The 12,262-nt window shown below is 65.3% G+C and carries 12 protein-coding genes; 5 read left to right on the top strand and 7 right to left on the bottom strand.

All coding sequences use genetic code 11. The annotated features are described in order from the left end of the window. Window position 1: 1 nt before the first annotated feature. Both eda and edd read right to left on the bottom strand, forming a co-directional pair. Window positions 2-628, bottom strand: a complete 627-nt coding sequence (gene eda, locus EV191_RS09355) for a bifunctional 4-hydroxy-2-oxoglutarate aldolase/2-dehydro-3-deoxy-phosphogluconate aldolase (protein WP_132876520.1) — start codon at window positions 626-628, stop codon at window positions 2-4. 17 nt (window positions 629-645) lie between these two features. Next, window positions 646-2,523, bottom strand: coding sequence for a phosphogluconate dehydratase (gene edd / locus EV191_RS09360; protein ID WP_132876728.1), 1,878 nt, complete (start codon window positions 2,521-2,523; stop codon window positions 646-648). 303 nt (window positions 2,524-2,826) lie between these two features. Here edd and EV191_RS09365 point away from each other — a divergent pair, with 303 nt between their 5' ends. The 4 genes from EV191_RS09365 to EV191_RS09380 are packed head-to-tail and all read left to right on the top strand — an operon-like array spanning window position 2,827 to window position 6,618. Beyond that, a complete protein-coding gene (locus EV191_RS09365; RefSeq protein WP_132876521.1) occupies window positions 2,827-3,123 on the top strand; it encodes a hypothetical protein in 297 nt (98 codons plus the stop codon). After that, window positions 3,120-3,956, top strand: coding sequence for a hypothetical protein (locus tag EV191_RS09370; RefSeq protein ID WP_132876522.1), 837 nt, complete (start codon window positions 3,120-3,122; stop codon window positions 3,954-3,956). Before EV191_RS09365 ends, EV191_RS09370 begins: the two co-directional genes overlap by 4 nt. A 17-nt stretch (window positions 3,957-3,973) precedes the next feature. Next, a complete protein-coding gene (locus EV191_RS09375) occupies window positions 3,974-5,872 on the top strand; it encodes a fumarate reductase/succinate dehydrogenase flavoprotein subunit (protein ID WP_132876523.1) in 1,899 nt (632 codons plus the stop codon). Beyond that, window positions 5,869-6,618 carry a succinate dehydrogenase/fumarate reductase iron-sulfur subunit gene (locus EV191_RS09380; RefSeq protein ID WP_132876524.1) on the top strand — a complete coding sequence of 250 codons (750 nt, stop codon included), beginning with the start codon at window positions 5,869-5,871 and terminating at the stop codon, window positions 6,616-6,618. The genes EV191_RS09375 and EV191_RS09380 overlap by 4 nt, the downstream gene beginning before the upstream one ends. Window positions 6,619-6,645: 27 nt before the next feature. Here EV191_RS09380 and EV191_RS09385 read toward each other — a convergent pair whose 3' ends face one another. Then, window positions 6,646-7,485 (bottom strand): helix-turn-helix transcriptional regulator, encoded by an 840-nt coding sequence (locus EV191_RS09385; protein WP_132876525.1) that lies wholly within the window; start codon window positions 7,483-7,485, stop codon window positions 6,646-6,648. A 225-nt stretch (window positions 7,486-7,710) separates the two neighbouring features. On the opposite strand from EV191_RS09385, the gene EV191_RS09390 reads away from it, so the two are divergent. Further along, complete coding sequence (locus EV191_RS09390) at window positions 7,711-8,655, top strand: SDR family oxidoreductase (protein ID WP_132876526.1); 945 nt, start codon at window positions 7,711-7,713, stop codon at window positions 8,653-8,655. An 8-nt stretch (window positions 8,656-8,663) separates the two neighbouring features. Here EV191_RS09390 and EV191_RS09395 read toward each other — a convergent pair whose 3' ends face one another. From EV191_RS09395 to EV191_RS09410, 4 genes are all read right to left on the bottom strand, one after another. Further along, on the bottom strand, window positions 8,664-9,527 hold the full coding sequence (locus EV191_RS09395) for an amino acid ABC transporter permease (RefSeq protein WP_132876527.1): 864 nt from the start codon (window positions 9,525-9,527) through the stop codon (window positions 8,664-8,666). After that, on the bottom strand, window positions 9,524-10,171 hold the full coding sequence (locus tag EV191_RS09400) for an amino acid ABC transporter permease (RefSeq protein ID WP_132876528.1): 648 nt from the start codon (window positions 10,169-10,171) through the stop codon (window positions 9,524-9,526). The genes EV191_RS09395 and EV191_RS09400 overlap by 4 nt, the downstream gene beginning before the upstream one ends. Before the next feature lie 74 nt (window positions 10,172-10,245). Next, the gene (locus EV191_RS09405; RefSeq protein ID WP_132876529.1) at window positions 10,246-11,163 is read right to left on the bottom strand and encodes a glutamate ABC transporter substrate-binding protein; all 918 of its coding nucleotides are present in this window, start codon (window positions 11,161-11,163) and stop codon (window positions 10,246-10,248) included. Window positions 11,164-11,232: 69 nt separating this feature from the next. Beyond that, window positions 11,233-11,961 carry an amino acid ABC transporter ATP-binding protein gene (locus EV191_RS09410; RefSeq protein ID WP_132876729.1) on the bottom strand — a complete coding sequence of 243 codons (729 nt, stop codon included), beginning with the start codon at window positions 11,959-11,961 and terminating at the stop codon, window positions 11,233-11,235. Between the last annotated feature and the right edge of the window lie 301 nt (window positions 11,962-12,262).

Raw genomic sequence — 12,262 nt, forward strand, 5'->3', positions numbered from 1 at the left:
ATCACCCGGCTAGGGCGGCCGCGTCCTTGGCCAGTGCTTCGATCTTGGCGACATCTCCTGCGGCCACGGCGTCCTTGGGGGTCAACCAGGTTCCGCCAACACAGCCCACATTGGACAGACCGAGGTAGCGCGGTGCGCTGTCCGGGGTGATACCGCCGGTCGGGCAGAAGCGCAGTTCGGGCAGCGGACCAGCGATCGACCGCAGATAGTCGACCCCGCCACTGGCCTCGGCGGGGAAGAACTTGAGCGCGCCGAAGCCACGCTCGGCCACCCGCATCGCCTCGGAGACGGTACTGACCCCGGGCAGGAACGGCAGCCCGGTTGCCGATGCCGCGTCCAGCACGCTGTCCGTGCAACCCGGCGTGACCAGAAACTGCGCCCCCGCGGCGGCGGACTGTTCGGCGTGCCGGGGCGCAGTCACCGTCCCGGCACCGACCAGCGTCTCCGGTACCTCGGCGCGCACCCGCGCGATCGCCTCCAGTGCGACCGGCGTGCGCAGCGTGATCTCGATGATCCGCACACCACCCGCGGCGAGCGCCCGCGCCACTGGAACGGCATGATCGACGTCGTCCAGGACGACCACGGGAACGACGGGCGAAACCTCGAGTAGCTCGGCGGCGGTGGTCACGGTGGTCAGTGTCTCCTTCACGGTAGGTGGCCCGGTGCCAGGCCAGCTTCGGCGACCGTACCGGCGAGCGACTCCGCGCTGGCCGCGTACTGCCCGCTGAACACGCTGGCGCCCTCTTCTGCCGGGCCTACGGCGGCCCGCAGCGCGCCGAACAGCTCCCGGCCGGTGCCGGTCCAGCCGCTCGCCAGCTGTCCGTCCTGAGCCGGCTGACGGCTGGCCAGCTCGGCCTGCTCGACCAATACGTCTAGGGTTCCGGCCCGGGTGTCCAAGCTGATCATGTCTCCGTCCCGAACCCTGGCAAGCGGACCACCCGTGGCCGCCTCCGGAGTCAGGTGGATGGCCGCGGGAATCTTGCCGGACGCGCCGGACATCCGGCCATCGGTGAGCAGCGCGACCCGGTGCCCACGGTCCAACAACACGCCAAGCGATGGCGTGAGGCCGTGCAGCTCCGGCATCCCGTTGGCCTGCGGGCCCTGCTGGCGTAGCACCACCACCACATCACGGTCCAACTCCCCGGCACGGAAAGCCTCGGTGAAGGACCGCTGATCGGTGAACACCCGGGCGGGTGCGGTCACCTCGCGATGCCGCTCGGCCACCGCGGACACCTTGATCACCGCCCTGCCGAGATTGCCCTGCACCATGCGTAGGCCGCCGTCGGCGGAGAGCGGCTTGCTTGCCGGCCGCAGTACCTGCTCGTCCAGCGAATGACTGGGGCCTTCCCGCCAGGTCAGTTCGCCATCCTCGAGCACCGGTTCCATCCGGTAGTGGTCCAGGCCCTCGCCGGCCACGGTCCGCACATCGCGGTGCAGCAGGCCGGCCTCCAGCAGGGTGGACACCAGGAACTGCACGCCGCCGGCGGCCTGGAAGTGGTTGATATCCGCGCTGCCGTTCGGGTAGACGCTGGCCAGCAGCGGTACGACCGCCGAAAGATCATTGAAGTCATCCCAGGTGAGGCGGATACCCGCGGCCGCGGCGATCGCCACCAGATGCAGCGTGTGGTTGGTCGATCCGCCCGTAGCGAGCAGCGCGATGACCCCATTGACCACACTGCGCTCGTCGACCACCTCGGCAAGCATGTGGCCCTCATCGGCCAGCTCCACCACCCGTCGCCCGGCGTGCTCGGTCAGCGCCTTACGCAGCGGTGTGCCCGGCGGGACGAAGCTGGCCCCTGGCAGGTGCAGCCCCATCGCCTCCACCACGAGCTGGTTGGAGTTCGCGGTGCCGTAGAAGGTGCAGGTCCCCGGCGAGTGGTAGGAAGCGGCCTCGGCCTCGAGTAGGTCCTCCCTACTCGCCTTGCCCTCCGCGTACAGCTGGCGAATCCGGGACTTCTCCGAATTGGGCAGACCAGAGGCCATCGGACCGGCTGGCACCAGGATCGTCGGCAGATGCCCGAAGGACAGCGCGCCGATCAACAATCCGGGCACGATCTTGTCGCACACTCCGAGCAGCAGCGCCCCGTCGAACATCTCGTGGGACAGCGCGATACCCGTGGACATCGCGATGACCTCGCGGCTGAACAGGGACAGTTCCATCCCCGCCCGGCCCTGGGTGATCCCATCGCACATCGCTGGCACGCCACCCGCGAACTGCGCGACGCCCCCGGCCTGTCGCACCGATTCCTTGATCCAGTCGGGGAACTCCCGCAGCGGCTGATGCGCGGAGAGCATGTCGTTGTACGCGGAGACGATCGCGACACCGGGGCGGTGTGCCCTGCGGAGCACGAGTTTGTCCTCGCCAGCGCAACCGGCGAAGCCATGCGCCAGGTTGCTGCAGGGCAGGTCGGCGCGGACCGGTCCGACACTGGCCGCTTGGCGCATCCGCGCCAGGTAGGCAGCCCTTGTGGGCTCGCTTCGTTCGACGATCCGCGCGGTGACCTGGTCGATGACGGGGTGAATCGGCGCGTTGATAGCAGCCTCCGGATCAATAGGTGTCAGCTCGGAGGCGGAAGCGATACGGCGCTGTATGCGGCCGCCGCCTGTCAAGTTTAAGCCACTGTGAAGATCAGATCAAAATCGATCCAGTAACCGCTGATCGTGGCCAACCCGTATCGCAAAGTGAATCTTGAACTGTGTACCTTGTCACAGTAGGAGCTGGCTCGGCGGAGTCGGCGAACGTGGCGGGTCGCACCACCACAGCGCACTGCGGCGCCGCCTGGCAACTGAAGTGATGCCCGAACTGATGTGATGCGAGGTGCGGTTATGGCGACCACGGAAATCACCGAGTTGCGGCGAGCGATTGGACAGCTGCGCCAGTGTGTCGGCGACCTACGCTCCCGATATGGCGATGCGGCCGTGATTCAGCGACTCGCCAACGACGTCGACCGGTTGGATATCGACGCGAACGAGCTTGGTGACCCGCCACCATTGCCCCAGCAGCCGGCAGGCGCTTCGGGGCGCGAGAACGTGGTCGTGGTTCCGGATACGCCGTACGACGACTCGCTCTGGCACGGCGCCGACGACGAAGGCGTCGGCGGGTACCGGCCGCAGCACCCATGAGTGCACCGGATATAGAGTCCCGAGGGGTGGACCAACAAACAGGTACCGGGGTCCTCTCAAGGACGAGAGCCCGGATCGCGGATCGGACGCTGCGGACCGATCGCTGGTGGCTGTCGCCACTGCTGACCGTGCTGGGCCTGGCCTTCTTCGTCATCTACTCGACGATCCGGGCTTTCTGGGGCTCCGCCTACTACGTACCCGAATACAACTATCTGACGCCGTTCTACTCACCATGTCTGAGCACGGCATGTGAACCCGGTTCGAGCCACTTCGGGACCTTGTTCGACTTCCCGTGGTTCATTCCGTATGCCGCGCTCTCGCTGCCGTTCCTGCTGCTGTTCCGGCTGACGTGCTACTACTACCGCAAGGCCTACTACCGCTCGGTGTGGTTCTCCCCGCCGGCGTGCGCGGTTGCCGAACCACACAGCAAGTACACGGGGGAAACCCGCTTCCCGCTGATCATGCAGAACCTGCACCGGTACTTCTTCTATGCCGCCGCGCTGGTCGTGCTGATCAACACCTACGACGCGATCGCCGCGTTCAGCGGCGAGAACGGTTTCGGGATCGGGCTCGGCAACCTCATCCTGCTCGCGAACGTGATCCTGCTCTGGGCATACACGTTCTCCTGCCACTCGTGCCGGCACGTGGCAGGGGGCAGGCTGAAGAACTTCTCGAAACACCCCGTGCGGTACTGGTTCTGGACCCAGGTGTCCAAGTTGAACACGCGCCACATGCAGTATGCGTGGATCACGCTGTTCATGCTGATGTTCACCGACTTCTACGTGATGTTGGTGGCCAGCGGAACCATCGCCGACCTGCGCATCATTAACTGAAGAAGCTGAGGAATTCTATGACCGAGGTGGAGCGGCACAGCTACGACGTCGTAGTGATCGGTGCCGGCGGCGCCGGTCTGCGTGCCGTCATCGAGGCACGGCAGCGTGGGTTGAGCGTGGCCGTGGTCTGCAAGTCCCTGTTCGGCAAGGCGCATACGGTAATGGCCGAGGGCGGTTGCGCCGCGTCGATGGGCAATTCCAACCCAAATGACAACTGGCAGGTGCACTTCCGGGACACCATGCGTGGTGGGAAGTTCCTGAACAACTGGCGGATGGCCGAGCTGCACGCGAAGGAAGCTCCCGAGCGGGTCTGGGAGCTGGAGACCTACGGGGCGCTGTTCGACCGCACGGCGGACGGGAGGATCAGCCAGCGGAACTTCGGCGGGCATACCTACCCGCGCCTCGCGCATGTCGGCGACCGCACCGGGCTCGAGCTGATCCGGACGATGCAGCAGAAGATCGTCTCGCTGCAGCAGGAGGACTATGCCGAGCACGGCGACTACGAAGCCAAGATCAAGGTTTTCGCCGAGTGCACGATCACCGAACTGCTCAAGGACGGTAACGCCATCGCCGGCGCATTCGGCTACTGGCGGGAATCCGGCAGGTTCATCCTGTTCGAGACCCCGGCGGTGGTGCTGGCAACCGGCGGTATCGGCAAGTCCTTCAAGGTGACCTCGAACTCCTGGGAGTACACGGGAGACGGGCATGCGCTCGCCCTGCGTGCCGGCGCCAAGCTGATCAACATGGAGTTCGTCCAGTTCCATCCCACCGGCATGGTCTGGCCACCAAGCGTGAAGGGCATCCTGGTCACCGAGGGGGTGCGTGGCGACGGCGGAGTGCTCAAGAATGCCGAGGGCAAGCGCTTCATGTTCGACTACATCCCCGAGGTGTTCAAGGACCAGTACGCGGACAACGAGGAAGAAGCCGACCGCTGGTATGACAACCCGGATGGGAACCGGCGAACGCCCGATCTGTTGCCACGGGACGAGGTCGCCAGGGCGATCAACTCGGAGGTGAAAGCCGGCAGGGGATCTCCGCACGGCGGGGTTTTCCTCGATATCGCTAGCCGGCTGCCGAAAGAGGAGATCAAGAAGCGGCTGCCGTCCATGCATCACCAGTTCAAGGAACTGGCCGATGTGGACATTACCGGCGAGCCCATGGAGGTCGGGCCCACCTGTCACTACGTGATGGGCGGTATCGAGGTCGATCCGGACACCGCTTCGTCCGATGTGGCGGGTCTCTTCGCGGCTGGCGAATGCGCCGGCGGGATGCACGGCTCCAACCGGCTCGGCGGGAACTCCCTTTCCGACTTGCTGGTCTTTGGTCGGCGGGCCGGTCTCGGCGCGGCGAACTACGTCATCGAGCTGGCCAGCTGGCCAAGTGTCGCCCCGTCCGATGTGGATACCGCGGCTGCCGAGGCGGTGGAGTGCTTCGAGCCGAAGGAAGGCAACGAGAATCCCTACACGGTGCATGCCGAGCTGCAGGACTCGATGAACGGTCTTGTCGGGATCATCCGCAAGGCCGAGGAGATGCGTGCGGCCGCTGCGAAGGTCGAGGAGTTCAAACAGCGGGCCAAGCAGGCCACCGTGGAGGGCCACCGGCAGTTCAACCCCGGCTGGCATCTCGCGCTCGACCTGCGGAACATGCTGCTGGTCAGCGAATGCGTCGCGAAAGCCGCGTTGCTACGCGAAGAGAGCCGTGGTGGACACACCCGCGACGATCACCCGGGGATGGTGGCGGACTGGCGGAACAAGCTGCTGGTCTGCGCGATCGATGGGGACGGCGTGCGGGTGACCGAACAGGAACAGCCACCGATGCGGCAGGATCTGCTCGAGCTGTTCGAGCTCGGCGAGCTGGAGAAGTACTACACCTCGGGCGAACTCACCGAGCATCCAGAACGGAAGGAGTCCATATGAGTTACCAGGGCAAGTTCCGGGTCTGGCGCGGCGATGTGGACGGAGGCGACTTCGAGGACTTCACCGTTGAGGTGAACGAGGGCGAGGTGGTGCTGGACATCATCCACCGGCTGCAGGCCACCCAGGCACCCGATCTGGCGGTTCGGTGGAACTGCAAGGCGGGCAAATGCGGGTCCTGTTCGGCGGAGATCAACGGCCGGCCGCGGTTGCTGTGCATGACCCGGATGTCCACCTTCACCGAGGACGAAACGATCACCGTGACGCCGTTGCGGGCCTTCCCGGTGATGCGGGATCTGGTCACTGACGTGTCGTACAACTACACGAAGGCGCGGGAAGTGCCGGCTTTCACTCCGCCGGAAGGTGTCGGGCTCGGCGAGTACCGGATGCACCAGGTGGATGTCGAGCGCTCGCAGGAGTTCCGCAAGTGCATCGAATGCTTCCTGTGTCAGGACACCTGCCACGTGGTGCGCGATCACGAGGACAACAAGGAGTCCTTCGCTGGGCCACGTTTCCTGATGCGGATCGCCGAACTGGAGATGCACCCGCTCGATGCGGGCGATCGCACCACGGCGGCACAGGAGGAGCACGGCCTCGGCTACTGCAACATCACCAAGTGCTGCACCGATGTGTGTCCGGAAGGTATCAAGATCACCGATAACGCGCTGATCCCGATGAAGGAGCGCGTTGCCGGTCAAAAGTACGACCCGCTCGTATGGCTTGGTAACAAGCTGTTTCGGCGCGGCTAGCCGCGCCGCCCGTCGGGTCGCAGGCGCTCAGCGCAGTGCCTGCGACCCGACGACGGACAGTAACCGCAGTTTCTCGTAGCTCTCGCTGCCCGCGATCGCCGTATAGACGATCAGTTGATGCGACTGGTTCGGGTCAAGGAGCGTCTGGCAGTGCAGTTCCAACGCGCCGACCTCGGGGTGTACGAAATTCTTCACCTCGCGGGGCCGGACGCCGATCTCGTGGTCTTGCCACAGGTGGCGAAACTCCTCGCTCTGGTCGAGCAGCAGCTCAGCGTAGTGAGCCGCCCGGGAATCGGGGCCGCGCAGCGCGGCGACTCCGCGTAGCCCCGAGACGAACATCCGACTGAGGAACGCATGGTCCTCGGGCGCATAGCGCTCCCGGGTATCAGCATCGGTGAACCACCGGTACCCGATGCTGCGAGCGGGCCCGCGGAAGCCGGTGAGGTCGCCGGCGAGCGCGACGCCGAGCGGGGTCTGCCGCAGCGTCTCACCGAGTTCCGTGACGACCTCCGCGGGAGTGTCGTGTAGACGGTCGAGGACGCGCAGCAGCCCAGGGCTGATGTGCTCGCTGTCCACACCGCGCGCGGGCGGCGAGTGCCCGGCAAGCCGGAAAAGGTGATCCCGCTCGTCCAGGGAGAGATGGATCCCCTGTGCGATCGCGGCGATCATCTGCTCGGACGGCTGTGGGCCGGTCTGTCGTTCGAGCCGCGCGTAGTAGTCGGTCGACATGTGGCACAGCACGGCCACCTCCTCCCGCCGCAGGCCCGTCGTCCTGCGGCGTTGCCCGCGAGGTAGGCCGACATCCTCGGGTTGCAGGGACTCCCGACGGCGCCGGAGGAACTCCGCTAAACCGGTTCGATCTATCACCGCATGCGCCTCCGCTTCCGGCCGTGCCCGTTCAGGTCCTATTTCTACCGCCAGGATCGTTTGCGAGCCACGGATCGTGAATCCACCCCTGACGGATGCGCGCGCGCAAGGCCGGAGCCTGGGCTTCCTGATCAGTGGATCGGACGGCCCTGAATAGTGCTACCGATGCACGCCATGGTGGAGGAGCACTATAGCCGCACGAGCTCGAAACCCAGGAGTGGACAGATGCCACGCACGATCATCGACTGCACGGTCCCGGACCTGTCCGGTGGACGCGCGCTGATTACCGGAGCAAGCGACGGGATCGGGCTCGGCCTCGCCACGCGACTCGCGGCCGCGGGGGCCGAAGTGCTGCTGCCGGTGCGCAATCCACGCAAGGGGGAGGCGGCGATCGGCACGATCCGGCAGACGGTACCCAACGCGAAAGTCGCGCTGCGCGAGCTCGATCTGTCTTCGCTCGTCTCCGTCGCGTCCCTCGGCGAGACGCTGCTCGCCGAGGGACAGCCGATCAACATCCTGATCAACAACGCCGGCGTGATGACCCCGCCCGAGCGACAGGTGACCGCCGACGGCTTCGAGCTGCAGTTCGGCACCAATCACCTTGGCCATGTCGCCCTGGTCGCCCACCTGCTGCCACTGTTGCGTGCTGGCCAGGCGCGGGTGACCTCGCAAGTCAGCGTCGCGGCGAACCAGGGCGCGATCAACTGGGACGACCTGAACTGGGAGCGTTCCTACGAGGGTAGGAGGGCCTACAGCCAGTCGAAGATCGCCCTCGGGCTCTTCGGCCTGGAACTCGACCGACGCAGCCAGGCCAATGGCTGGGGGATCACGAGCAATCTCGCCCATCCCGGGGTCGCGCCGACCGGCCTGCTTGCCGCCCGCCCCGAGGTCGGCCGCGATACGGACACCAGAAGCGTGCGTCTGATCAGAGCGCTGTCCGCGCGTGGCATCCTCGTCGGCACCGTACACACCGCGCAGTTACCCGCCCTGTACGCCGCGACGTCTCCGGTGGCAAGCCGTGGCGGGTTCTACGGGCCACGCGGACTCGGACACATGGGTGGCCCGCCGGGCGAGCAGAAGCTCTACTCGCGGCTACGCGGCCACGAGCAGGCGGCGCGCGTCTGGCAGGTCTCCGCGGAACTGACCGGGGTGCCGTGGCCGGCCAGCTAGCTGGCCCGTCAGCGGGCGTCGGCCAGCGTGGCGTCCGGCTTCTTGTCGTCGTCCAGGTCGATGTGCTTCTTGCTCCGGTTCTGCCGCTTGTCCAGGTAGTTGGCCAGCCAGGTGAGCAACAGGCACAGCACGATGTAGATCGCCGCGATGACGATCGTGGTCGGCACGATCGGACGATCGAAGACACCCTGCGAGCCCAGGTTGCGCGCGTAGTACAGAAGTTCCTGGTAGGTGATCAGGAAGCCGAGCGCGGTGTCCTTGAGCAGCACCACCAGCTGGCTGATGATCGTCGGCATCATCGACCGGATGGCCTGCGGCAGCAGCACCGTGACCATGACCTGCGTTTTGCGCATGCCGAGCGCATAGGCGGCTTCCTGCTGTCCCTTGGGTAGGGCGAGCACACCCGCGCGGAAGACCTCGGCAAGCACCGAGCCGTTGTAGAGCATCAGCCCGAGCACGACCGCGAGATACGGCGTCATCTCCACGCCGGCGACGGGCAGTCCGAAGTAGAACAGGAAGATCATGACCAGCAGCGGGATCGCGCGGAAGAACTCGACGATCACCGTTGCGAAGGCACGAATCCAGACATGGTCGGACAGGCGCGCGATCGCGAAGATCGCGCCGAAGACCAGTGCGAGAACAGCGCCGGACGCGAACGCCTGCAGGGTTGCCAGAACGGCCTTCGCCAGGTCGATCTGGATCTGCTCGTACTGCAGCCATTCCCATTTGGACGGTACGAACTCGCCGCTCTCGTAGAACTTGTATCCGACATAGCCAAGCGCCCCGGCAAGGGCGAGGATGCCGAGCACCGCCAGCATCCGGTGGCGCGCCTTGGCTTTCGGGCCAGGCGCGTCGTACAGCACGCTGCTCATCGCGCCACACTCCAACGCTTCTCGAGGGTCCGCTGTACGGAAGTCAGGATCATGACGAGGAGGATGAAGCCGACCGCCACGAAGATCAGGGTAAGCAGCTGGTTCTCACCACGCTCACTGAGAATCGAGCGGATCTGTCCGGCCTCGGCCACCGAGAAACCAGCGGCGATCGTGGTGTTCTTCAGTAGCGCGATCAACATGCTCATCATCGGTGGCAGCACCGAGCGGAACGCCTGCGGTAGCACGATCGTGCCGAGTACCTGCCCGAAGCCGAGGCCTAGCGCGCGTGCCGCCTCGGCCTGTCCGACAGGGACGGTGTTGATTCCCGAACGGACCACCTCGCAGATGAATGCCGAGGTATAGACGGTCAGCGCCACACATGCCGTCATGAAGAACGAGAGATCGACCATGTCCAGCCGCGGGTAGGCGAACGCGAAGAACAGGAAGACCAGGGTCAACGGCGTGTTGCGCACGATCGTCACATAGAGCGTGCCCGCCGAGCGAAACACCGGCACCGGGCTGACCCGGAGCATCGCCAGCGCCGTACCCAAGATCAGCGAGCCGATTCCGGACACCACGAACAGTTGAATCGTCGTGTAGAAACCGTTCGCGAATACGTCCAGGTTGTCGAATAGAACGTCCATCGAGCCTTCCCCGCGTACTGACCTATGACGGTGGCCGGGTGGAACGTGTCCAGCCGGCCACCGTCCCAGGGTGATCAGTACCGATCGATCTTCGGTGTCTCTGCCTTCGCGCCCGACTTGCCCAGGGTGGCGTCGTAGATCTCCTGCCAGGTCCCCTCCTCGATGGAGGTTTCCAGCTCATCGTTCACGAAATCGCGCAGGGCCTTGTCTTCCTTCGCGAGGCCGATGCCGTAGGGCTCCTCGGAGAAGGTGTCCCCAACGAGCTTCATCTCCTCGGGGTCCTCGGCGGCGTAGCCGGCCAGGATCGCGTCATCGGTGGTAACCGCGTCCACCTCGTTGCCAAGCAGCTTGTCCACGCACTGCGAGTAGCCCTGGAACTCGACGATGTTGGAGTTCTCGGTCAGCTTCTGCTCGCGCACGTTCTGGATCGGGGTGGAGCCGGTCGCCGAGCAGACCTTCTTGCCCTTGAGCGTGTCCTTGCCCTTGATCTCTTCCTCGTCGCTGCGGACGAGTAGCCCCTGGCCGGCCTCGAAGTACGGACCAGCGAAGCCGACCTGTTGCTTGCGCTCATCGCTCATCGTGTAGGTGCCGACGTAGAAATCCACGTCACCGTTGATGATCGCCTGTTCCCGTGCCTCGGAAGGAACCGGCTTGTACTCGATCTGATTGGCCTTGTAACCCATCGCTGCGGCGACCATCCGGCCGATCTCGATGTCAAAGCCCGAGTACTCGTTGGTCCTCGGGTCCTTGTAACCGAGTCCCGGCTGGTCGTCTTTGACGCCCATCACGAGCTTGTTGTCGCCACGGGACTGCATATCCTTGAACGTCGGCGAGTTGGCGATCTCGACGTTCTGGGCGACCTCGTAGGTCGGCAGCGCCGCCTCGTCGGGTGCTGAGCCGCCGCCCCCTTCCGGGGCGTCGCCTTCCTTGCCGCATGCCGACAACACGAGACCGCCGACGAGCAGCCCGACTGCCAGGGACCGAACCTTCATCGTGCTCTTCTCCTGCTCTTTGATCGGACGGCGCGGTTGGCGCCGTAACCGGAACTCAGTGGGCCGAACTCAATGGGTCAGGATCTTGCCCAGGAAGTCCTTTGCCCGGTCGGACTTCGGCGCCGTGAAGAACTCGTTCGGGGTCGAGTCCTCCACGATCTCCCCGTCAGCCATGAACACCACTCGGTGCGCGGCCCTGCGGGCGAAGCCCATCTCGTGGGTTACCACGAGCATCGTCATACCGTCCTTGGCCAGCCCGGCCATCGTGTCCAGCACTTCCTGGACCATTTCCGGGTCGAGCGCCGAGGTCGGCTCGTCGAACAGCATCACCTTCGGCTGCATCGCAAGCGCGCGGGCGATGGCGGCACGCTGCTGTTGACCGCCGGACAGTTGCGCGGGGTACTTCTCCGCCTGGTTGGCGATCCCCACTCGGTCGAGCAGCGCCATCGCGGCCTTCTTGGCCTCGGCCGCCGACTGCTTACGCACCTTGACCGGCGCGAGCGTGACGTTATCCACGATGGTCTTATGCGAGAACAGATTGAACTGCTGGAACACCATGCCGACATCGGCGCGGAGACCGGCAAGCGCCTTGCCCTCGGCTGGCAGCGGCTTGCCATCCACCTCGATGGTGCCCGAATTGATCGGCTCGAGCCGGTTGATCGCCCGGCACAGGGTCGATTTACCTGACCCCGATGGGCCGAGCACCACGACTACCTGCCCGCTGGGAACCTCGATGTTGATATCGCGCAGCACGTGCAGCTGCCCAAAGTACTTGTCGACGCCGGCCATGCGAATCATCGGCGGCGTAGGCAGCGAGCCCTCTGCTGCGGTCATCGGCCCTCCAGGACGGCTGTGTCAGTCTGCGTTCTGATCGTTGTACGGATGGTGCGCGTTAGCCAAGCCCCGTAACCATGCTGTTTCCCAGGCGGATCTAACACGATGCGTCCTAGGTTGGGGTCGGAATTCACCGAATGACAACCTAGCGGCACCGACTTGTTACTCCAAACGGGTGGGGCAGGTGGCTCGTCACTGTAGTCATGGCCGGGAGCCAAAGCACGCCGGGTACCAACCGGTCGAGTACCGGGTTCTACCCTGGGGT

This window comes from Tamaricihabitans halophyticus (assembly GCF_004340875.1).
In the GTDB taxonomy this organism is placed as follows: Bacteria; Actinomycetota; Actinomycetes; order Mycobacteriales; family Pseudonocardiaceae; genus Tamaricihabitans; species Tamaricihabitans halophyticus.

Bases quoted from the DNA above. Each gene is read 5' to 3' on its own strand.
- EV191_RS09365 (WP_132876521.1), top strand. From the start codon at position 2,827: ATGGCGACCACGGAAATCACCGAGTTGCGGCGAGCGATTGGACAGCTG.
- EV191_RS09370 (WP_132876522.1), top strand. From the start codon at position 3,120: ATGAGTGCACCGGATATAGAGTCCCGAGGGGTGGACCAACAAACAGGT.
- EV191_RS09375 (WP_132876523.1), top strand. From the start codon at position 3,974: ATGACCGAGGTGGAGCGGCACAGCTACGACGTCGTAGTGATCGGTGCC.
- EV191_RS09380 (WP_132876524.1), top strand. From the start codon at position 5,869: ATGAGTTACCAGGGCAAGTTCCGGGTCTGGCGCGGCGATGTGGACGGA.
- EV191_RS09390 (WP_132876526.1), top strand. From the start codon at position 7,711: ATGCCACGCACGATCATCGACTGCACGGTCCCGGACCTGTCCGGTGGA.
- EV191_RS09395 (WP_132876527.1), bottom strand. From the start codon at position 9,527: ATGAGCAGCGTGCTGTACGACGCGCCTGGCCCGAAAGCCAAGGCGCGC.
- EV191_RS09400 (WP_132876528.1), bottom strand. From the start codon at position 10,171: ATGGACGTTCTATTCGACAACCTGGACGTATTCGCGAACGGTTTCTAC.
- EV191_RS09405 (WP_132876529.1), bottom strand. From the start codon at position 11,163: ATGAAGGTTCGGTCCCTGGCAGTCGGGCTGCTCGTCGGCGGTCTCGTG.
- EV191_RS09410 (WP_132876729.1), bottom strand. From the start codon at position 11,961: ATGATTCGCATGGCCGGCGTCGACAAGTACTTTGGGCAGCTGCACGTG.